This is a genomic window from Kitasatospora sp. NPDC056731 (assembly GCF_040687675.1).
Lineage (GTDB): Bacteria > Actinomycetota > Actinomycetes > Streptomycetales > Streptomycetaceae > Kitasatospora.
Genome location: NZ_JBFBNR010000023.1, coordinates 94,890 through 114,695 on the forward strand (window position 1 = coordinate 94,890; position 19,806 = coordinate 114,695).

Consider the following 19,806-nt stretch of genomic DNA (forward strand, 5'->3'; position numbering starts at 1 on the left):
TGAACGGGCGCACCGGCCACCCGGGCGGTCCGACCGGTGGATCGGCGCGGGCAGCCGAGGGGCCGGCAGGGGCGGCCGACGGATCAGCGCAGGTAGGCGACCCGCCAGACGGCCAGCGCACAGGCCACCAGCGCGATCAGGGTGTACAGCGCGATCGCCTTCCAGCCGGCCCGCTGCCCGGAGCCGCGGCGCGGCAGGCCCGGCCACTTGTACCCGGCGTGCCGGGCGGCCATCGCGCCCCAGCCGACCGAGGCGGCGGTGAGCAGCAGCCCGAGCATGCCGACCATGGTGGCGCGCGCCCCGGCCGAGCCGAAGGCGAGCGGGAAGGCGAACATCAGCGAGCCGAGGATGCCCAGCAGGGCGATCGGCAGGGTCTGCCACCAGCGGAGCCGGCGCAGCGGTCGGATCTCCCGCTCGTGCACCGCGCCCGCCGGGGTGCGGGTGTCCAGGGCCGGCAGTGCGACCGCATAGGAGGTGGGCGCCTCCAGGCCGGTCAGCACGGGGAGGTCGCCCATCGTCGACTCGTCGGCCGGTGCGGTGACACTCCCGCTCTGGCCGGGTTCGGGGCCGGTACCCGTCGACACGCGGCCTCCCCTGACAGTTCGACACGAGCGGACTCGCGGTCGGGCACGGTCGGCCCGCGCGGCCGACCCCTACGCCTTCGATGATGGCATGTCCAGACGGGCGTTCCGGGCCTGACCGGCGTCGACGGGTGATCCGTGGCCATCACGTGATCGGGCCGTGACCGCCGGTTCGTCCTGCACGGCCACCTGCGCGCGCAGGTGCACCGCCGGATTGGCCGGAACCCGCCTACCCGGCCGGACGCTCCTGACGGTCGATCAGCTCCAGGGAGCGTTCCAGCAGCTCGACGGGGTCGGTGCCGGCCGGCCGGGACAGCCAGTGGATCCGGCCGTCGCGGCGGAACCAGGACTCCTGACGGCGGGCGAAGCGCTTGGTGGCCCGGACGGTCTCGGCCCGCGCCTCGTCCTCGGTGCACTCGCCGGCGAAGTGGTCCAGCACCTGCTGGTAGCCGAGCGCCCGGGAGGCCGTCCGCCCCTCCCGCAGCCCGAGCCGCTCCAGCGCGCGCACCTCGTCCAGCAGTCCGGCCCGCCACATCAGGTCGACCCGCAGCGTGATCCGCTCGTCCAGTTCGGGGCGCGGCAGCGCGACCCCGATCTGCACCGCGTCGTAGACGGCGGTGTTACCGGGCAGGTTCGCGGTGAACGGCTGCCCGGTGATCTCGATGACCTCCAGCGCGCGGACGATCCGCCGCCCGTTGCCGATCAGGATCGCCTCCGCGGCCGCCGGGTCCAGCTCGGCCAGCCGCCGGTGCAGCGCGTGCGGGCCGGCCTCCTCCAGCTCGGCCTCCAGCCGGGCCCGGACCACCGGGTCGGTGCCGGGGAACTCCATCTCGTCGATCGCCGCCCGGACGTACAGCCCGGAGCCGCCGACCAGGACGGGCGTGCGCCCGGCCGCGAGCAGCCGGTCGATCTCGGCCCGGGCCAGCCGCTGGTACTCGGCGACGCTGGCGGCCTCGGTGACGTCCCAGACGTCCAGCAGGTGGTGCGGTACGCCGCCGCGCTCGGCGGGGGTGAGCTTGGCGGTGCCGATGTCCATGCCCCGGTACAGCTGCATCGAGTCGGTGTTGATCACCTCGCCGCCGAGGCTGCGGGCGATGGCGACGGCCAGGTCGGACTTGCCGGCGGCGGTCGCGCCGACGATGCAGACCACTCGGGGCTGGGCGGCGCGGGACTGGTCGGTACGGGAGCTGCTCACCGCTCCAGTCTCGCAAAACCGCCGCCGCACCGGTGACCGGGCTGCCCGTCGGCCCCGACTGCGCGACGATGTGACTGTGTCCGGCCGTCTCCGGCCATCTCCGGCCGTTTCCGCAGTTGAGCCGGTTTGCGAACGGTTCGGCGGTGACGGACGTTGGGCAGGAGACAGGGACGAAAGGGTGAGATCGCCATGGGTCTGATGGACAACCTCAAGGGCAAGGCCGAAGAGCTCAAGGGCAAGGCCAGTGAGCTCGCCGGCAAGCACAGCGAGCAGATCGAGCACGCGGTGGACAAGGCCGGCGGCGCGATCGACAAGGCGACCAAGGGCAAGTACAGCGAGAAGATCGAGCACGGCGCCAGCAAGGCCAAGGGCGCGGTGGGCGACTTCGCCCACAAGCCGAAGCCGGGCGAGGAGGGGCCGGCCGGCGGCAACGGCCAGGCGCCGCAGGCCTGACGCCCCGCGCTTCGATCAGCTCCAGGACGCCACGACGTAGCCGACCCCGTACGGGGCGTCCTGGTAGCCGAGCCGCGCGGTGAGGCCGGCGCCCTCCGCGGCGCCGGCCAGCACCTGCCAGGGCGCCCGGCCCTCGGCCTTGAGCTCGGCGGCCAGCCCGGCGTCCAGGGCGGCGAGCGCGGGCAGGTCGGCGGAGCCCAGGGCGGCGGCCAGGGCGGCGTCGAAGCCCTCGGCGCGCTCGTCCAGGTAACCGGGGGCCTTCACCGAGCGGCAGGCGCTGCCGTCGCCCACCACCAGCAGGCCGACCCGGTCGGCCAGCTGGGCCAGGCCCTGGCCGAGCCCGAGCATCCGGTCGGCGGGCGCGTCGGCGGGCACCGCGCAGGCGTGCGTCGGCAGCGTCACCCCGGCGCGCTCCAGCAGCCAGGCGCCGACCGTCAGCGAGGGCGCCAGCTCCGGCCCCTCGACCCGGCCGCCGGGCAGCTTGGCGACCAGCGGCACCCCGTAGCGGTGGAAGGAGCCGGCCCCGCCCTCGGTCCACACCTCGGCCTCCGGCCCGGCGCCGACCACCACGACCAGCTGCGGCCCGGCCGCGACCAGTGCCGCCAGGGCCTCGTCGCAGGCGGCCCGCAGCGGGTCCAGTTCGGCGGCCGCCCCGGCGGCGACCTCGGGGACGAGCAGCGGCGGACAGGGGCACACGGCGGCGGCTACCAGCATGCGGATCACTCTAGCCAAACGGCGACGGCGGCCCGGCCGGACTCGAAGTCCCGCCGGGCCGCCGTTCGAGGACCGGGCCACCGTTCGAGCAGCGGACCCGTTCGAGAAGCAGGCCCCGTTCGAGGAGTGGGCCGTCAGTCGCCGCAGCAGGCCCCGCCCGCCGGAGCGGCCAGGGGCAGCGCGGCCGGGGCACCGATGCCCGGCAGGCCGAGCATCACCCCGGCCGGCTTGGCCACGGGCTTGGCCTGGCGCTTCTCCCAGGCGTCGCCGGCCCGGGTGCGGCGCACCGCGAGCGACGGGCCCTCGGCGAGCAGGTGGTGCGGGGCGGCGTAGGTGATCTCGACGGTCACCACGTCGCCCGGGCGCACCGGCTCCGTCGGCCTGCTGAAGTGCACCAGCCGGTTGTCGGGGGCGCGGCCGGAGAGCCGGTCGGTCTTGTCGTCCTTCTTGCCCTCGCCCTCGGCGACCAGGATCTCCAGGACGCGGCCGACCTGCTTCTTGTTCTCCTCCCAGGAGATCTCCTCCTGGAGGGCGATCAGCCGGTCGTAGCGGGCCTGCACGACGGCCTTCGGCACCTGGTCCGCCATCTCGGCGGCCGGGGTGCCGGGGCGCTTGGAGTACTGGAAGGTGAAGGCGTTGGTGAAGCGGGCCTCGCGGACGGCGTGCATCGTCTGCTCGAAGTCCTCCTCGGTCTCGCCGGGGAAGCCCACGATGATGTCGGTGGAGATCGCCGCGTCCGGCATGGCCTCGCGGACCTTCCGGATGATCCCGAGGAAGCGCTCCTGGCGGTAGGAGCGGCGCATCGCCTTGAGGACGGTGTCGGAGCCGGACTGCAGCGGCATGTGCAGCTGGTGCATCACGTTCGGCGTCTCGGCCATCGCGGCGATCACGTCGTCGGTGAAGTCGCGCGGGTGCGGCGAGGTGAAGCGGATCCGCTCCAGGCCCTCGATCTGGCCGGCGGCGCGCAGCAGCTTGGAGAAGGCCTCGCGGTCGCCCAGGTCGGAGCCGTAGGCGTTGACGTTCTGGCCGAGCAGGGTCACCTCGATGACGCCCTCGTCCACCAGCGCCTCGATCTCGGCGAGGACGTCGCCGGGGCGGCGGTCCTCCTCCTTGCCGCGCAGCGCGGGGACGATGCAGAAGGTGCAGGTGTTGTTGCAGCCGACGGAGATGGCGACCCACGCGGCGTACGCGGACTCGCGGCGGGTCGGCAGGGTGGAGGGGAAGGTCTCCAGCGACTCCAGGATCTCGACCTGGGCCTTGCGCTCGACCGCGGCCCGCTCCAGCAGCGCCGGCAGGTGGCCGATGTTGTGGGTGCCGAACACCACGTCGACCCAGGGGGCCTTGCGGACGATGGTGTCGCGGTCCTTCTGGGCGAGGCAGCCGCCGACGGCGATCTGCATGCCCTTGTGGCGGGTCTTGACCGGCGCCAGCTGCCCGAGGTTGCCGTACAGCTTGTTGTCGGCGTTCTCCCGCACCGCGCAGGTGTTGAACACGACCAGGTCCGGGTCGCCCTCCTGCCCGGCCTTGACGTAACCCGCGTCCTCCAGCAGGCCGGACAGCCGCTCGGAGTCGTGGACGTTCATCTGGCAGCCGTACGTGACGACCTTGTAGCTCTTCAATCCGCTCTCACCGCTCACCAGACCAGGGTACGGGCAGCCGCGAAGCGCTTTTCCCCCACCGTTTCCCCTCCCGTTCCGGCGGAGCGCCTGGCAGTATCCCTGCATGACCCCCACCACCCCGTCCCGTCTCGGCGCCGCCGTCCGCACCGCGGCCCGCAGCCCGCTGTGGCGGACGGTGCTGGTGCTGGTGCTGCTGGTCGCGGGGCTGGGCGGCTGGTGGCTGTCGGCGGGCCGCTCGCCCGGCTACCCGCGCGGCGAGACGCGTTTCGCGACCGGCGTGCAGCGCGGTGTCTACGACCGGTACGGGCAGTTGCTGGAGGCCCACGTCGCCAAGGCCATGCCGGGGGTGCGGCTGGCCCTGGACAACACCGAGGGCTCGATCGACAACCTGGCCCGGGTGACCAGCGGCCAGGACGACTTCGCGATCGCCACCGCCGACGCCGTCGCCGACTACCAGGGCCCGGGCAAGGACCGGCTGCGGGCGATCGCACGGCTGTACGACGACTACCTCCAGCTGATCGTCCCGTCCTCCTCGACGGTGCACCGCACGGCCGACCTCAAGGGGCTGCGGGTCGGCGTGGGCCTGCCGCAGTCCGGGGTGAACCTGGTGACCAGGCGGCTGCTGGCCGCGGCCGGCCTGGACCCGGACCACGACATCGTCCCGGTGTCGGCGGGCGTCGGCGACGCCGCCGACCAGCTGCGCGAGAACAAGCTCGACGCCTTCTTCTGGTCCGGCGGCCTGCCGACCAGCGCCCTCACCGACCTGTCCGACCACATGCGGATGCGGGTCGTGCCGCTGGGGGACCTCGCCGGGGCCATCCACAAGATGGAGGGCGGCGGCACCGACGCCTACCGGGCGGCCACCATGCCCAAGGGCACCTACCCGAACGCCGACCCCAAGGACGCCGTCGCCACCGTGGCCGTGCCCAACCTGCTGATCACCCGGGACGAGGTGGACCCGGGCCTGGTCGAGGGCATGACCAGGGCGGTGATCGACAGCCGCGACCAGATCGGCTCCCAGGTGCACGCCGCCCAGCTGGTCGACCTGCGCACCGCCGTCTACACCGACCCGCTCCCGCTGCACGAGGGCGCGGCCCGCTACTACCGCTCGGTGAAGCCCTGAAGGTCCTGAAGGTGGAGCCCTGAAGGTGAGGCCCTGAAGCCCGGAAACCGTACGGGCGCTGCGGGCCCGTACGGGCTACCGCTTCTCCGGCCGCGGCACCGCCAGCGTCACCGCGAGCCCGGTCGGCTCGACCGGGGCGAAGGCGAGCGAACCGCCGCCCGCCGCCAGCAGGGTGCGGGCGATCGACAGGCCGAGCCCGGAGCCGTCCACGTTCTGGTGCCGCGGGCTGCGCCAGAAGCGGTCCCCGGCGCGGGGTAGCTCGTCCTCGGCGAGGCCGGGCCCGGCGTCCGTGACGGTCACCGCGACCTCGTCCCGGCGCACCGAGACCTTCAGCCGCACCCCGCTGCCGGCCGGGCCGAACTTGAGCGCGTTGTCCAGCACGGCGTCCAGGGCGGAGCCGAAGCCGATCGGGTCCGCCATGCCGACGGCGAGCGCCGGGCCCTCCCAGCGCAGCTCGATCCCGCGCTGCTCGGCGACCGGCCGCCAGGCGTCGACCCGGGCCAGGGTGAGCGCGGCGAGGTCGGTCTGCTCGGGTTCGGGGCGGGCGTGCTCGGCGGTGGCCAGGCCGAGCAGGTCGTCCAGCACCCGGGCCAGCCGGAGGCCCTCCTCCCGGACGCCGCCGAGCTCCTCCTCGTGCCCCTCGGGCAGTTCCAGCCCGAGCACCTCGACCCGCAGCAGCAGGGCCGCCAGCGGGTTGCGCAGCTGGTGCGAGGCGTCCGCGACGAAGGCCTTCTGCTGGTCCATGGCGAGCACCACGTGGTCGGCCATCTCGTTGAACGAGCGGGCCAGCCGCTGCAGCTCGGGCGGGCCGCCGCCGGGCGCGACCCGGGCGGCCATCCGGCCGGTGGCGATGTCGTGGGTGGCCCGGTCGAGGGTGCGGACCGGGCGCAGCACCCACTCGGTGAGCCGGCCGGCCAGCAGCACCGCGACGATCATCGCGGCGGCCTCGCCGGCGCCGATCACCAGCCAGCTGTGCAGGATCCGGGTGCGCAGCGCCCCGGTGGGGGACTCGCTGAGCACCACCGCGACCACGTCGCCGTCGCGCACCACCGGGGTGGCGACGGTCAGGGTGCGGTCGTCGGTCCACGGCCAGACCTGGGGCGGGTTGTGGCTGCGCCGCCCGTCCAACGCCTCCTGGAAGGCCTGCGCGCCCCAGCCGCGGGGCACCCGCCAGTCGGCGGGGGCGGCGGCGATCGGCACGCCGTCGCGCTGGAAGATGCCCAGCCGCACGCCGTACAGGTCGTGGTAGCGGCGGACCTCGGCGTCGATCGCGCGCCGGCGGCTGACGTCGCCGGGGGCGGGCTCCGGGTCGCCCTTGAGCGCGGACTCCACCGCCGAGGGGCCGGAGGTGGGCAGGTCCTGGGCGAAGCGGGCGGCGTCGTCGAGCCGGTCGACGACCACCCTGCTCTGCTCGGCCGCCGCGACCGCCGCCGCGAGCGGCAGCCCCAGGGCGGCCAGGACGCAGAGCATGAGGGCGATCAGGATGCCGAGCAGGCGGGTGCGCACGTGCGGTCAGCGCTCCGCGGGGGCGGGCGGGGCCGGGTCCGCGGCGGGCGCCGGGGACTCCGGGATCAGGCGGTAGCCGACGCCGCGGACGGCCTCGACCAGGCCGGGCAGCGCGAGCTTGTTGCGCAGCGAGCCGATGTGCACCTCCAGGGTGCGCCCGTTGCCCTCCCAGCCGCTGCGCCAGACCTCGCTGAAGATCTGCTCGCGCCGGTAGACCACGCCGGGGCTCTGGGCGAGCAGGGCGAGCAGGTCGAACTCCTTGCGGGTGAGCGGCACGTCCCGGCCGTCCACGCTGACCCGGCGGCGCTCCCGGTCGATCCGGATGCCGCGGGACTCCAGCGGGCCGCGCTGCTGCGGGACGGCGTCGGGCGCGGGCACCGCCACCGAGGCGGGGGCGGCGCCGCGGCGGGCCACCGCGTGGATGCGGGCGAGCAGCTCGCCCATGTCGTAGGGCTTGGTGACGTAGTCGTCGGCGCCCAGGTTGAGGCCGTGGATCCGGGAGCGGATGTCGGCGCGGGCGGTGACCATGATCACCGGGACGCCGCTGCCGGCCCTGATCCGGCTGCACACCTCGAAGCCGTCGCGGTCGGGCAGCCCGAGGTCGAGCAGCACCACCCGGTACGGGTCGTTTCCGTCCGGCACCAGGGCGTCTAGCGCCTCGTGCCCGCTGCGGGCGTGCCGGACCTGGAAGCCGTGCCGGCCCAGTACCGCGACCAGCGCGGCGGCCACGCGTTCGTCGTCCTCGACGAGCAGCAATCGCATCCTGTTCTCCTCCTTCCCCCACCTGATCGCCGGGATCGCCTGGTCGGGCCCCGGTCCTGCGCAGTATGAGCCAGTGGGCGGCCCGGCGCCAGGCTCGGTCGCCCGACGGCTGCCACGGGGCGGGGCTCGCCGGCTGCCACGGGGCGGGGCGCGCCGGCGCGGGCGCCCGCTGTCACATGCCCCGTTGGCGCCCCGGCGAACAGCCCGCGAGCAGCGTGTGGCCGTTTCGTGATCCTCAAGTTCCGCTCAGATCGGCTGACGGCACGTCGTCATCACTCCTATGGTCGGCCCACCGGGGGCTGCGGCTCCGCCGGTCGCGGCTCCCGGATTTCGTACCACCATTGCCGCCCAAGGGAGTTCAGACTTTCACGGGCCGACACGAGGGAGCAGGCGCGATGGCCGAGAATCCGGTCGAGGACTCCACCCCTGCAGCCGCCCCCCTGGTCGTGCTGAGCAGCGTGAACAAGCACTACGGAGCGCTGCACGTCCTCCAGGACATCGACCTGAAGATCGTCCAGGGCGAGGTCGTGGTCCTGATCGGGCCGTCCGGCTCCGGCAAGTCGACGCTCTGCCGGACGATCAACCGGCTGGAGACCATCGACTCCGGCACGATCACCATCGACGGCCGCCCGTTGCCCGACGAGGGCAAGGAGCTGGCCCGGCTGCGCGCCGAGGTCGGCATGGTGTTCCAGAGCTTCAACCTGTTCGCGCACAAGACGGTGCTGGAGAACGTCGTCATCGGCCAGGTCAAGGTGCGCGGGATCGCCCGGGCGCAGGCCGAGAAGACCGCCCGCGGGCTGCTGGAGCGGGTCGGCGTCGGCGCGCAGGCGGACAAGTTCCCCGCCCAGCTCTCCGGCGGCCAGCAGCAGCGCGTGGCGATCGCCCGGGCGCTGGCGATGAAGCCCAAGGTGATGCTCTTCGACGAGCCCACCTCGGCCCTCGACCCGGAGATGGTCAACGAGGTGCTGGAGGTCATGCGCCAGCTGGCCGCCGACGGCATGACGATGGTCGTGGTCACCCACGAGATGGGTTTCGCCCGCTCCGCCGCCAACCGCGTGCTGTTCATGGCCGACGGTCGGATCGTCGAGCAGAACACCCCGGACGCCTTCTTCACCGCGCCGCGTTCCGACCGTGCCAAGGACTTCCTCTCGAAGATCCTCCACCACTGACGCTTCGAGACCACGCGGGGCCGCCGCCGGCAAGGACGCCGGGCGGCCCTGCCCGTGCACGCACCTTCCAGACGCCAGAGCCCGGTTAGCCGTGGCCCAGCTCCCAGGAGAACAACCCTCATGAGGACTCGTCGCACCCTCGCCGTCGCGCTCTGTGCCGTCGCGCTCACCGCCACCGCCGCCTGCGGCAAGGACGGCTCCCCCGGCGCCACCGCCGCGAGCAGCGGCAACGCCCCGGCGCTGCCCACCTACACGGTCAAGACCGACGTCAAGATCGACTCGTCGATCCTCGCCGAGGCGAAGAAGCGCGGCCAGCTGATCATCGGCGCCAAGGCCGACCAGCCGGGACTGGGCTTCGAGGACGTCGCCAGCGGCGACCGCAGCGGCTTCGACATCGAGATCGCCAAGATGGTCGCCGCCGACTTCGGCTTCAGCCCGCAGCAGATCAAGTGGCAGACGCTGGTCTCCTCGCAGCGCGAGCCGGCCATCGCCAAGGGCCAGATCGACTTCTACGTCGGCACCTACAGCATCAACGACGAGCGCAAGAAGACGGTCTCCTTCGCCGGCCCGTACTACATCGCGGGCCAGGACTTCCTGGTGAAGGCCGACAACACCTCGATCACCGGCCCGGAGAGCGTCGGCGGCAAGAACATCTGCACCGCCACCGGCTCCACCTCGATCAAGAACATCCAGCAGTACAACCCGAAGATCACGCAGTTCGACACCTACTCGGCCTGCGTCGAGAAGCTGCTGTCCGGCGAGGTCGACGCGGTCACCACCGACGACGCGATCCTCAAGGGCTACGCCTCCAAGTACGCCCCCAAGCTCAAGGTGGTCGGCAAGCCGTTCACCAAGGAGAACTACGGCGTCGGTCTCAACAAGGACGACGCGGTCCTGCGCAACGCCATCAGCGACGCGCTCAAGGCCCACGAGGACAACGGCGACTGGAAGAAGGCCTACGACGCGACCCTGGGCGCGTCCGGCTCCGCCGCGCCGGCCGTGCCGGCCCTCGAACGCTACTGATCCGGTCCACGCCCGACCATCCGTCCTGACCATCTGATGAGAGGAGGGCCGCCGGATGGGGTTCCTGTTCGAGCAGGACAACTTCGCGTTGTTCCGCGACGGCTTCCTGCAGACGATCGAGCTGAGCGCGCTCAGCGCCCTGCTCGCCCTGCTGCTGGGCACCCTGCTGGCGGCCTTCCGGGTCTCCCCGGTGCCGGTCCTGCGTGCCTTCGGCACCACCTGGGTCACGCTGTTCCGCAACACGCCGCTGACCCTGCTGTTCTTCGCCGTCACCTTCGGCCTGCCGCCGCTCGGGGTGCACTTCAGCCACCTCACCTTCGCGGTGCTGGCGCTCGGCGGCTACACCGCCTCGTTCGTCTGCGAGGTGATCCGCTCGGGCATCAACACCGTGCCGCTCGGGCAGGCCGAGGCGGCCCGCAGCCTCGGCATGAACTTCGGTCAGACCCTCACCCTGATCATCCTGCCGCAGGCCACCCGGACCGTCCTGGCCCCGCTGAGCAGTGTGTTCATCGCGCTGCCGAGGAACTCGGCGATCGCCGGCGCCTTCAGCGTCAGCGAGCTGTACAGCGTGCAGCAGACCCTCTCCGAACGCGGCTACGCGATCTTCGGGATCTTCTTCTGGGTGGCCTGCGCCTACCTGGTGATCAGTGCCACGGTCGCCACGCTGTTCCGCGTCCTGGAAACCCGACTGGCGGTGGCCCGATGAGCAACCTCTTCACCCGCACCCCCACGGCCAGCGTCCTCTACGACGCCCCCGGCCCGCGGGCCCGCACCCGGTACCAGCTGCTCGGGGTGCTGGCGCTGATCGGCGTCGCCGCCCTGCTCCAGTACGTCTTCACCGCGCTCTCCGACAACGGCCAGTTCGACCCTCATCTGTGGGACGCGTTCCAGTACAACACCGTCCAGCAACGCATCGCGGACGGCCTGCTCTCCACCCTGGAGGCCTTCGGCCTGGCCGCACTGTTCTCGCTCACCCTGGGCGGCCTGCTCGCCGCCGGACAGCTCTCCGACCACAAGCCGGTCCGCTGGGCGGCCGTCGGCTTCGTCCAGTTCTTCCGGGCGATGCCGCTGCTGATCCTGATCGTCGCGCTCTACTACGCGTTCTTCGCGAAGGAGCCGATGTGGGCGCTTGTCATCGGCCTCACCCTCTACAACGGCTCGGTGCAGGCCGAGATCATCCGCAGCGGCGTCAACGCCGTCCCGCGCGGCCAGGCCGAGGCGGCCTACGCGCTCGGCATGCGCAAGACCCAGGTGATGGCCGGCATCCTGGTGCCGCAGGCGATCCGCTCGATGCTGCCCTCGATGATCGGCCAGCTGGTCGTCACCCTGAAGGACACCTCGCTCGGCTTCGTCATCACCTTCAACGAGCTGCTGTTCGTCGGCAAGGCGATCGCCAGCCAGCCGATCAACGCCGCGGGCTTCCCCTACATCCCGGTGGTGCTGGTGATCGGTCCGATCTACATCGCCATGTGCCTGCTGCTGACCGCCCTCGCCCGGTGGATCGAAGCGCGCGGCCGTCGCGGCGCGAACCGGCGCACTTCAGCTGCTGCTTGACGCACACGCAGGTGAACTGTTGCATTGCTCTTCGTGACACCTCCCGGGAGCATCCACGCGGCATATGCGGCAGCGGTAACTGACGCCGGCCCATCGGCCGGTTCGTGCCCGGAGGTCACCGCATGGACCCGGTGATCGTGGTCGGGGCCGGACCGGTCGGTCTGGCCCTGGCCCTCGCCCTCGCCCGGCACGAGGTGCCGACCATCGTCCTGGACGAGGGCTCCGGGCTCTGCCCCGAGGGCCCGCGCAGCGTCGTCCTCGGGGCCGACACCGCCGCCTTCCTCACCCGGATCGGCTACCCGCGGGCCGTCTCGGACTCCGCCCTCTGGGACTCCTTCACCGTCTGGCGCCGCCGCCAGGAGGTGCTGCGGATCGACCTCACCGACTCCCCCGCCTTCCACCTGCCCCAGCACCGCCTCCAGCGCGGCCTGCGCGACGCCCTCACGGGCACCCCGCTGGTCCGGCTGGTCCCGCTGAGCCGGGTCGTCGAACTCGAACAGGACCGCGACGGCGTCAGCGTCCGCACCCACGGCACCCAGGACGGCTCCAGCACCTGGTGGCGCGGCAGCCACCTGGTCGGCTGCGACGGCGCCAGATCCGCCGTCCGCAAGCTCCTGAAGATCCGCTTCCCCGGCCGCCCCGCCGTCGACCGCAACGCCATCGCCACTGTCCGGGTCGACCTGCCCTTCCACGAGGCCCGGCTGCACCGCGAGCCCCCGTGGCGCGGCGACCGCGAGGCCTCCGCCCGCCCGCTGCCGGACGGCGTCTGGCGGCTCGACTGGCGGCTGCCCCCCGGCCGGCCCGCCCCCACCGAAACCGTCGACCCGCACGCCACCTGGCCCGGCGTCGTCACCGGCGACACCCTGCTCACCCGGGTCACCGCCACCCTCACCGGCTGGTGCGGCGAACTCCCCCGCTTCGACCTGCTCGCCGCCGCCGACCACACCGCCCAGCAGCGCCTCGCCGCCCGGTTCCGCAGCGGCCGCTGCTTCCTCGCCGGCGACGCCGCCCACCTGCACGGCGCGCTCGGCATGCAGAACCTGGCCGACGGGCTGCGCGACGCCGACAACCTCGCCTGGCGGCTCTCCCTCGCCTGGCACCTCCACTCCGGCGGCCCGCAACCCGGCGGCTCCCTGCTGGACGGCTACGAGGCCGAACGGCGCGGCGCGGTCGGCGCCCGGCTGCGCGCCGTCGACCAGTCCATGCCGCTGCTGCGCCCGCTGCGCGGCTGGCAGCAGACCCGGCGCTCGCTGCTGGTCGGCGGCTTCCGCAAGCACGCACCGCTGCTCGCCGACGGACAGCTCGGCACCGGCCGCTTCGGCGGCGCGCCCGCCTACCCGGCCGCGCCCTCGGGCGTCCCCGGCCGGGTACCGGTCCAGCGCGGCGCCCGCGGCACCACCTCGCTCAGCGAACTGCTGCCGGCCACCGCCCCCGGCGTGCTCGTCCCGGACCTGCCGGTGCTCGCCGCCGACGGCACCCCGGACCACCTGCACGCCCGGCTCGGCGTCACCTTCCTGCTGCTGCTGGTCGCCCCCGGCACCGCCGTGTGGTCCGCCGAGCACTGGCTGGGCGCCGGCCTGATGCCCCGGCTCGCCGAGGTCGCCGCCGCGCTGCCGGTGCCCGCCGAAGTGCTGGTCACCGAGGAGTACCCGGAGGCCGGACCGCACACCGTGCTGCTGATCCGGCCGGACGGACACCTGGTCGGCGCCACCCAGGGCGCCGCCGCCGAGGACCTGCTGGCGCTCGCCGACCGCGCCCGGGGCGGGCCGGCCCCGCTCGCCGGCGCACCCGAACCCGAGCCCGACCAGAGCCCAGCGCCGGAGCCCACCACCCGCCAGGCGCCCCAGCAGGTGGACTCCCCCAGCGCGTAGGGCCTGGCGCGATCCCCGGGCGTGCACCCCTGCGCGCGCCCCGGGCGTGCGCCGGACAGGGCCTAACTCTTGGCCTAACTCGCCACCGCGATGGCCCGGCTCTCCCGGACCACCGTCACCCGGATCTGGCCCGGATAGGTCAGCTCCTCGGAGACCTGCCGGGCGACCTCCCGGGCGATCAGCTGCGCCCCGAGGTCGTCCACCTCCTCCGGCCGCACCATCACCCGCACCTCGCGCCCCGCCTGCATCGCGTACACCTCGGCCACGCCCTCGTGCGCGCGGGCGATCTCCTCCAGCCGCGCCAGCCGCCGCACGTACACCTCCAGCGACTCCTTGCGCGCCCCGGGCCGCCCACCCGAACAGGCGTCCGCGGCCTGCGTGAGCACGGCCTCCACGGTGCGCGGCTCCACCTCGCCGTGGTGCGCGGCAATCGCGTGCACCACCTCCGGGGACTCCCCGTGCCGGCGGGCGAAGTCCGCGCCGACCGCCGCATGGCTGCCCTCGACCTCGTGGGTGAGCGCCTTGCCGATGTCGTGCAGCAGCGCCGACCGCCGCACCGGCTCCGGGGCCACCCCGAGCTCGGCGGCCATCATCCCGGCCAGGTGCGCGGACTCCAGCAGGTGCCCGAGCACGTTCTGCCCGTACGAGACCCGGTAGCGCAGACTGCCCAGGGTGCGGACGAGCTCGGGGTGCATCCCGCCGACCCGGGCGTCCAGCAGGGCGTCCTCACCGGCCCGGACGCAGCACTGCTCGACCTCCTCGCGGCTGCGCTCGTGGACGTGCTCGATCCGGGTCGGGTGGATCCGGCCGTCCTCGACCAGTTGCTCCAGGGTGAGCCGGGCGGTCTCCCGGCGGACCGGGTCGAAGCAGGAGAGCTGCACCGTCGCGGGGGTGTCGTCGATGATCAGGTTGACGCCGGTGACCGCCTCGAAGGCACGGATGTTGCGGCCTTCGCGGCCGATGATCCGGCCCTTCATGTCCTCGCTCGGCAGCCGGAAGACGGTGACCGCCGTCTCGGCGGTCTGCACCGATGCCAGCCGCTGGATCGCCCCGGCGACGATGCCCCGGGCCCGGCGCTCGCCCTCCTCCCTGGCCTCGCGCTCGATCTCCCGGACCGTGACCGCGGCCTCCCGCCGGGCCGTGGTCTCGGCCTCGCGCAGGAGTTCGGCGCGGGCCTGCTCGGCGGAGAGTCCGCCGGCCCGCTCCAGCACCGCCACCCGGCGGGTCACCAGCGCCTCGGCCTCGCCCCGGGTGCGCTCCAGCTCGGCGGAGCGCGCGGCGAGTTCGTCCTCCCTGGTCCGGACCCGGCGCAGCTCCTCGGCCAACTGCTCCTCGCGCCGGGCGAGTTCGGCCCGCTGCCGGGAGGTCTGCTGCTCGGCCCAGCCGCGGACGCGCTCGGCCTCGACGCCGGCGCGCCGCTGGGCGGCCCGGAGCCGCTTGGCCAGCAGCCCGACCAGGACGGCGAGGAGCAGCAGGACGGTGCCGGCAGACCCGGCGAGTGGCAGCAGGGAGGCGTCCGGTCCGGTGCCCGCAGAGATCCTCATGCCGCCCACTCCCCGTCACCGCTGTCCGCCGCCCGGCGTGGACCGCCGTCCGGAAGCGCCCCCGCACTGAGTGCGAGGCTAGGTGCGGGTCACGAAACGGTCAAGACTCGACCTGGACTGGACCAAGAAGCGTACGCAATGGCTACCAGACGGCCACTAGTCCCTCCCGGTTCCTGACGGTTCGCCCGGCTCCTCCTCGTCCAGCGCGCTCCGCACCACCCGGAACGCCAGCCCCTCGGAGTAGCCGCGCCGGGCCAGCACGCCGACCAGCCGCCGCATCCGGACCTGCGGGTCCAGCCCCCGGGTGGACCGCAGCTTGCGGTCGACCAGCGCCCGGGCGGCCTCGGTCTCGTCGTCGTGGTCGAGCTGGGCGACGGCCTGTTCGACCAGGTCCGCGGCCACGCCCTTGGTGCGCAGTTCCTGGGCCAGCGCCCGCCGGGACAGGCCCCGGACGGCGTGCCTGGACTCCACCCAGGCCGCGGCGAAGGCCGCGTCGTCGATCAGCCCGACCTCTTCGAGCCGGGTGAGCACCTCGTCGGCGACGTCGTCCGGGATCTCCCGCTTGCGCAGGGCGTCGGCGAGCTGTTTGCGGCTCTTGGCGGCGCCGGTGAGCAGCCGCAGGCAGATGTCGCGGGCGCGGGTCTCGGGATCGGCCGTCTCCTCGGCCCCGGCCCGCTTCCGCGCGGTTCGGCCGGTACGGGCCGAGGGGTCGTGCTCGTCACCCGGAGCGCCCGCCTCGTCCGAGGCGTGCCCGGCGGAGCGCCCGGCCGCAGCGCGCCGCCCACGACGCGCGCCGGGACCGGTGCTCGGGGCCGGGGCGGTCACACCCCCGTGACCGACCGCCCCGGCCTCGCTCCGGCCCTCGCCCGCCGCCGCGGAGCCGGCCTCGTCGAACTCCTCGGCCGCCAGTGCCGAGCGCCGCCTGCGGTGGCCGGTGGGCAGTTCTGAGGCGGAGACCAGCCCGAGCTCGCCGACCGACGGCTCCGCCGGTGCCGGCCCGGGCGCCGCGCCGCGCACCGCCTGAGCTGGCTCCCGGTCGAACTCCGGCTCCGAACCGGATGCCCACTGTGCGGCGGAGGACCGCTCCCGCCGCCGCCCCTTCCGGGACTGCGACCGCGCCCGGGGCGTCGCCTCGAACGGCGGCTCCGGCTCCCCCGCCACGGCGGCGAACCAGTCCGGCGGCCCGTAGTCGTCGCCGTCCGGACCCGCCGGGCCGCCCTCACCCACTGCGTCGTGCTGCGTCAACGGTTCAGGCCTTGGCGGCCGCCGCCGTCTTCTTCGCCGCGGCCGTCTTGGCGGCGGTCGCGGTGATCGGCTTCGCGGCGCCGTCGGCGGCGGCCGCCGCCGCCTCGCCCTCGGCCGGCTCCTCGGTCTTCGGGCCGATGCCGAGCTTGCCCTTGATCTTCCGCTCGATCTCGTCGGCGAGCTGCGGGTTGTCCCGCAGGAAGTTGCGGGCGTTCTCCTTGCCCTGGCCGAGCTGGTCGCCCTCGTAGGTGTACCAGGCGCCGGACTTGCGGATGAAGCCGTGCTCGACGCCCATGTCGATCAGGCCACCCTCGCGGCTGATGCCGATGCCGTAGAGGATGTCGAACTCGGCCTGCTTGAACGGCGCGGCGACCTTGTTCTTGACCACCTTGACGCGGGTGCGGTTGCCGACCGCCTCGGTGCCGTCCTTCAGGGTCTCGATCCGGCGGATGTCCAGCCGGACCGAGGCGTAGAACTTCAGCGCCCGGCCACCGGTCGTGGTCTCCGGCGAGCCGAACATGACGCCGATCTTCTCGCGCAGCTGGTTGATGAACACCGCCGTGGTGCCCGACTGGTTCAGCGCACCGGCGATCTTGCGCAGCGCCTGGCTCATCAGCCGGGCCTGCAGACCGACGTGCGAGTCGCCCATCTCGCCCTCGATCTCCGCGCGCGGGACGAGCGCCGCGACCGAGTCGATGATGATCAGGTCGACCGCGCCGGAGCGGATCAGCATGTCGGTGATCTCCAGCGCCTGCTCACCGGTGTCCGGCTGGCTGACCAGCAGGGAGTCAGTGTCCACGCCGAGCTTCTTGGCGTACTCGGGATCGAGCGCGTGCTCCGCGTCGACGAAGGCGACCGTGCCGCCGGCCCGCTGGGCGTTGGCCGCCAGGTGCAGGGTCAGGGTGGTCTTGCCGGAGGACTCGGGGCCGTAGATCTCGACCACCCGGCCGCGCGGGATACCGCCGACACCGAGGGCGACGTCCAGGGCGGTGGACCCGGTGGGGATCACGTCGATCGGCTCGTTGGCCTTCTCGCCCAGGCGCATCACCGAGCCCTTGCCGAACTGCCGCTCGATCTGAGCGAGTGCGTTCTCAAGGGCCTTCTCGCGGTCCGTACCTGCCATGGCTTCCACCCTCGGGTTCTGTGCTGTGCGCTTCATCGTCCTCGACGCTAGCGCGTCCCACTGACAAACGAGCCCGACCCGGCTCCGCCTGTGGAAAACTCCTCGCCGGAGCGTACAGAGAACAAATGTTCGATTCAAGCTTCGCACGTCCGAACGGTGCCGCCGCCGCCGGCCGGGTCACCTCCCGTCGCCGCCGACCATCCGCCGCAGCCGCCGTGCCGCCTCCCGGCGCAGCTCCCGCCGGGCCCGCCGCTGCTCGCCCCGGTCGATCCGCGGGTCGGTGGCCACCTCGTACCGCCGCACGTACGTCCCGACGAAGCCCTGCAAGGTGGCCGCCGCCGGGATGGCGATCAGCGCGCCCACCGCGCCGAGCAGCGCCGCGCCCGCGATCACCGCGCCGAACGCGACCGCCGGATGCACGTCCACCGTCCGCGCGGTGATCCTCGGGTGCAGCAGGTAGTTCTCGACCTGCTGGTAGACCACCACGAAGATCAGCACCCAGAGCGCGTCCACCGGTTGCACGGTGAGCGCCACCAGCACCGGCAGCGCGCCGGCCAGGTACGTCCCGATGGTCGGCACGAACTGCGACATGACGCCGACCCAGACCGCCAGCGCGGCCGCGTACGGCAGGTCGAGCAGCGCGAACATCACCCAGTGCCCGGCCGCGGAGACCACCGCGAGCAGCGCCCGGGAGTACAGGTAGCCGCCGGTCTTGGCGAGGGCGATCTCCCAGGCCCGCAGCACCTCGCCCTGCTTGGCGGGCGGCAGCATCGAGCAGACCGTCCGGCGGACCCGCGGGCCCTCGGCGGTGAAGTAGAAGGTGAACAGCCCGACCGTGAAGGCCTGGAAGAGCCCGCCGATCACGGTGGAGGAGAGGCCCCAGACGTTGTCGGCGGCCTGCTGGGCGTAGCTCTCGATCGCGCCGGAGTCCTTGAGCAGCTTCTTCTGCAGTTCGCCCAGCGACAGGTCCTGATGGAACGTCCGGTTCACCCAGTTGATCAGGTTGTCGACCAGGTGCGGCAGGTCCCCGGCGATCTTCGCGACCTGATCGACCAGCAGCGTGCCGAGCGCCGCGAGGAACCCGATCACCGCGATCCCCACCGCGACGAACACCAGGAAGGTGCCGATCCCGCGACGCACCCCGCGCGCCGCCATCCGGTCGACGGCCGGCTCCAGCGCCAGCGAGAGGAAGAAGGCCACCAGCAGCATCACGAAGAGGTCGATCAGCTGGTGGAAGGCCCAGTCGGCGAGCTGGAACAGCCCGACCAGCACCAGGGCCAGCACCATCGCCCGGGGCAGCCAGCGCGGCATCCCGCCGCCCCAGAGGCCGCCGGCCGCGCCCTCCGGCAGCCGCGGTTCGGGCGGCGGGCCCGGAGCCTCGTCGGCGACCCGCGCCGTCCTGTCCGAATTCTGTGCTTCTGCGCTGCTTGTCACTCCGACAGTCTCACCCATCCCCCGGAGCCGCCCGAGCACCGGGCACCCCGCCAGGGGCGGGGTCGGTCCCGCGGGCGGGCGGTGGTCAGCGCAGCACGCCGGAGACGCCCTGGGTCTCGCAGACCACCCGCCAGACGTCCTTGGCCTCCCAGCCCGACTCCAGCGCCTGCCGCACCGTCCGCCCGCCGAGTTCGCTCATCACATGGTCGGAGGCGAAGGACTCCGCGTACGTCTCCCCGAAGTGCGCGTGCATCCGTCGCCAGAACTCCGTCAGCCTCATGGCTCCAGTATCCCGGACCGCGCGGCGCCGTCCGGGGCCCGCCACTGCCCGGCCGTCAGCGCGTACTCGACCTCGCCGTGCTCGCTGCCGGGGATCGCCTCCGGGTAGTCCTCGTGGAAGGTGCGGACGAACGACAGCCCGGTCTTCTCCATGACCCGCCGCGAGCCCGCGTTGACCGTCATCGTGTACGCCACCACCCGCCGCACGCCCAGTTCGGTGAAGCCGCGGCGGACCAGTGCCCGCGCCCCCTCGGTCGCGTACCCGAGCCCCCAGGCGGCCCGGCGCAGGCGGTACCCCAGCTCGACCTCGGAGCGGTCGCCGTCCCGCGTCGGCCGGAACTCGAACCAGCCCAGGAAGGCCCCGCCGGCCCGCTCCTCGGCCGCCCACCAGCCGAGGTCGCCGTACCGCCGGTAGTGCGCGAGGTACAGCGGCAGCAGTTCGCCCTCGACCTGCTCCCGCGCGGTCGGCCGCCCGCCGGTGAGGTGGCGCATCACCTCCGGGTCGCCGTCCAGTTCGACCAGGTGGTCGACGTCCGCTGCGGTGAAGCGGCGCAGCACCAGCCGCTCGGTGGTGAGGAAGACGGTCACGCCCCGATCCTCACCGACCCGCC

At 73.4% G+C, this 19,806-nt stretch carries 19 protein-coding genes; 7 read left to right on the top strand and 12 right to left on the bottom strand.

Translation table 11 applies throughout. From position 1 onward, the window contains the following. Positions 1–83: 83 nt before the first annotated feature. Together AB0R04_RS23775 and miaA are read right to left on the bottom strand one after the other, a co-directional pair. Positions 84–584 carry a hypothetical protein gene (locus AB0R04_RS23775; protein ID WP_363374361.1) on the bottom strand — a complete coding sequence of 167 codons (501 nt, stop codon included), beginning with the start codon at positions 582–584 and terminating at the stop codon, positions 84–86. A 226-nt stretch (positions 585–810) separates the two neighbouring features. Then, positions 811–1,776 carry a tRNA (adenosine(37)-N6)-dimethylallyltransferase MiaA gene (gene miaA / locus AB0R04_RS23780; protein ID WP_363374364.1) on the bottom strand — a complete coding sequence of 322 codons (966 nt, stop codon included), beginning with the start codon at positions 1,774–1,776 and terminating at the stop codon, positions 811–813. Positions 1,777–1,965: 189 nt separating this feature from the next. On the opposite strand from miaA, the gene AB0R04_RS23785 reads away from it, so the two are divergent. After that, on the top strand, positions 1,966–2,229 hold the full coding sequence (locus AB0R04_RS23785) for an antitoxin (RefSeq protein ID WP_063349333.1): 264 nt from the start codon (positions 1,966–1,968) through the stop codon (positions 2,227–2,229). A 15-nt stretch (positions 2,230–2,244) separates the two neighbouring features. Here the strand turns inward: AB0R04_RS23785 and AB0R04_RS23790 are convergent, their stop codons facing one another. Then, complete coding sequence (locus AB0R04_RS23790; RefSeq protein WP_063349332.1) at positions 2,245–2,943, bottom strand: class III extradiol dioxygenase subunit B-like domain-containing protein; 699 nt, start codon at positions 2,941–2,943, stop codon at positions 2,245–2,247. A gap of 134 nt (positions 2,944–3,077) precedes the next feature. Further along, complete coding sequence (miaB, locus tag AB0R04_RS23795; protein WP_363374367.1) at positions 3,078–4,580, bottom strand: tRNA (N6-isopentenyl adenosine(37)-C2)-methylthiotransferase MiaB; 1,503 nt, start codon at positions 4,578–4,580, stop codon at positions 3,078–3,080. 85 nt (positions 4,581–4,665) lie between these two features. Here miaB and AB0R04_RS23800 point away from each other — a divergent pair, with 85 nt between their 5' ends. Then, positions 4,666–5,685: a TAXI family TRAP transporter solute-binding subunit gene (locus AB0R04_RS23800; RefSeq protein ID WP_363374369.1), complete on the top strand. Its 1,020-nt coding sequence runs from the start codon at positions 4,666–4,668 to the stop codon at positions 5,683–5,685. 75 nt (positions 5,686–5,760) lie between these two features. Here the strand turns inward: AB0R04_RS23800 and AB0R04_RS23805 are convergent, their stop codons facing one another. Next, the gene (locus AB0R04_RS23805; protein ID WP_363374372.1) at positions 5,761–7,191 is read right to left on the bottom strand and encodes a HAMP domain-containing sensor histidine kinase; all 1,431 of its coding nucleotides are present in this window, start codon (positions 7,189–7,191) and stop codon (positions 5,761–5,763) included. 6 nt (positions 7,192–7,197) lie between these two features. Next, the gene (locus tag AB0R04_RS23810) at positions 7,198–7,953 is read right to left on the bottom strand and encodes a response regulator transcription factor (RefSeq protein ID WP_350880177.1); all 756 of its coding nucleotides are present in this window, start codon (positions 7,951–7,953) and stop codon (positions 7,198–7,200) included. A 395-nt stretch (positions 7,954–8,348) separates the two neighbouring features. Here AB0R04_RS23810 and AB0R04_RS23815 point away from each other — a divergent pair, with 395 nt between their 5' ends. The 5 genes from AB0R04_RS23815 to AB0R04_RS23835 all read left to right on the top strand — a co-directional run bounded on the left by AB0R04_RS23815 (position 8,349) and on the right by AB0R04_RS23835 (position 13,570). Then, complete coding sequence (locus AB0R04_RS23815; RefSeq protein ID WP_063349329.1) at positions 8,349–9,122, top strand: amino acid ABC transporter ATP-binding protein; 774 nt, start codon at positions 8,349–8,351, stop codon at positions 9,120–9,122. A 120-nt stretch (positions 9,123–9,242) separates the two neighbouring features. Further along, entirely contained in the window at positions 9,243–10,145 is a 903-nt protein-coding gene (locus tag AB0R04_RS23820) for a glutamate ABC transporter substrate-binding protein (protein WP_363374376.1), read from the top strand. 55 nt (positions 10,146–10,200) lie between these two features. After that, positions 10,201–10,851 (top strand): amino acid ABC transporter permease, encoded by a 651-nt coding sequence (locus AB0R04_RS23825; RefSeq protein ID WP_363374378.1) that lies wholly within the window; start codon positions 10,201–10,203, stop codon positions 10,849–10,851. Continuing rightward, complete coding sequence (locus AB0R04_RS23830) at positions 10,848–11,699, top strand: amino acid ABC transporter permease (protein ID WP_363374382.1); 852 nt, start codon at positions 10,848–10,850, stop codon at positions 11,697–11,699. Before AB0R04_RS23825 ends, AB0R04_RS23830 begins: the two co-directional genes overlap by 4 nt. Before the next feature lie 122 nt (positions 11,700–11,821). After that, on the top strand, positions 11,822–13,570 hold the full coding sequence (locus AB0R04_RS23835) for an FAD-dependent monooxygenase (RefSeq protein ID WP_363374384.1): 1,749 nt from the start codon (positions 11,822–11,824) through the stop codon (positions 13,568–13,570). Positions 13,571–13,644: 74 nt separating this feature from the next. On the opposite strand, the gene rny is transcribed toward AB0R04_RS23835, so the two are convergent. From rny to AB0R04_RS23865, 6 genes are all read right to left on the bottom strand, one after another. Beyond that, positions 13,645–15,114, bottom strand: coding sequence for a ribonuclease Y (gene rny, locus AB0R04_RS23840; RefSeq protein ID WP_363374387.1), 1,470 nt, complete (start codon positions 15,112–15,114; stop codon positions 13,645–13,647). 156 nt (positions 15,115–15,270) lie between these two features. Beyond that, entirely contained in the window at positions 15,271–16,023 is a 753-nt protein-coding gene (recX, locus tag AB0R04_RS23845; RefSeq protein WP_363374433.1) for a recombination regulator RecX, read from the bottom strand. A gap of 340 nt (positions 16,024–16,363) precedes the next feature. After that, a complete protein-coding gene (recA, locus tag AB0R04_RS23850) occupies positions 16,364–17,482 on the bottom strand; it encodes a recombinase RecA (RefSeq protein ID WP_363374390.1) in 1,119 nt (372 codons plus the stop codon). A 177-nt stretch (positions 17,483–17,659) separates the two neighbouring features. Further along, positions 17,660–18,793: an AI-2E family transporter gene (locus tag AB0R04_RS23855; protein ID WP_079135874.1), complete on the bottom strand. Its 1,134-nt coding sequence runs from the start codon at positions 18,791–18,793 to the stop codon at positions 17,660–17,662. 208 nt (positions 18,794–19,001) lie between these two features. After that, positions 19,002–19,196, bottom strand: coding sequence for a DUF3046 domain-containing protein (locus AB0R04_RS23860; RefSeq protein WP_063349322.1), 195 nt, complete (start codon positions 19,194–19,196; stop codon positions 19,002–19,004). Further along, the gene (locus AB0R04_RS23865) at positions 19,193–19,783 is read right to left on the bottom strand and encodes a GNAT family N-acetyltransferase (RefSeq protein WP_363374392.1); all 591 of its coding nucleotides are present in this window, start codon (positions 19,781–19,783) and stop codon (positions 19,193–19,195) included. The genes AB0R04_RS23860 and AB0R04_RS23865 overlap by 4 nt, the downstream gene beginning before the upstream one ends. Positions 19,784–19,806: the final 23 nt, after the last annotated feature.

Bases quoted from the DNA above. Each gene is read 5' to 3' on its own strand.
- AB0R04_RS23830 (WP_363374382.1), top strand. From the start codon at position 10,848: ATGAGCAACCTCTTCACCCGCACCCCCACGGCCAGCGTCCTCTACGAC.
- AB0R04_RS23855 (WP_079135874.1), bottom strand. From the start codon at position 18,793: ATGCCGCGCTGGCTGCCCCGGGCGATGGTGCTGGCCCTGGTGCTGGTC.
- rny (WP_363374387.1), bottom strand. From the start codon at position 15,114: ATGAGGATCTCTGCGGGCACCGGACCGGACGCCTCCCTGCTGCCACTC.
- AB0R04_RS23785 (WP_063349333.1), top strand. From the start codon at position 1,966: ATGGGTCTGATGGACAACCTCAAGGGCAAGGCCGAAGAGCTCAAGGGC.
- AB0R04_RS23835 (WP_363374384.1), top strand. From the start codon at position 11,822: ATGGACCCGGTGATCGTGGTCGGGGCCGGACCGGTCGGTCTGGCCCTG.
- AB0R04_RS23820 (WP_363374376.1), top strand. From the start codon at position 9,243: ATGAGGACTCGTCGCACCCTCGCCGTCGCGCTCTGTGCCGTCGCGCTC.
- AB0R04_RS23800 (WP_363374369.1), top strand. From the start codon at position 4,666: ATGACCCCCACCACCCCGTCCCGTCTCGGCGCCGCCGTCCGCACCGCG.
- AB0R04_RS23815 (WP_063349329.1), top strand. From the start codon at position 8,349: ATGGCCGAGAATCCGGTCGAGGACTCCACCCCTGCAGCCGCCCCCCTG.
- AB0R04_RS23810 (WP_350880177.1), bottom strand. From the start codon at position 7,953: ATGCGATTGCTGCTCGTCGAGGACGACGAACGCGTGGCCGCCGCGCTG.
- AB0R04_RS23860 (WP_063349322.1), bottom strand. From the start codon at position 19,196: ATGAGGCTGACGGAGTTCTGGCGACGGATGCACGCGCACTTCGGGGAG.
- AB0R04_RS23825 (WP_363374378.1), top strand. From the start codon at position 10,201: ATGGGGTTCCTGTTCGAGCAGGACAACTTCGCGTTGTTCCGCGACGGC.
- AB0R04_RS23790 (WP_063349332.1), bottom strand. From the start codon at position 2,943: ATGCTGGTAGCCGCCGCCGTGTGCCCCTGTCCGCCGCTGCTCGTCCCC.
- recA (WP_363374390.1), bottom strand. From the start codon at position 17,482: ATGGCAGGTACGGACCGCGAGAAGGCCCTTGAGAACGCACTCGCTCAG.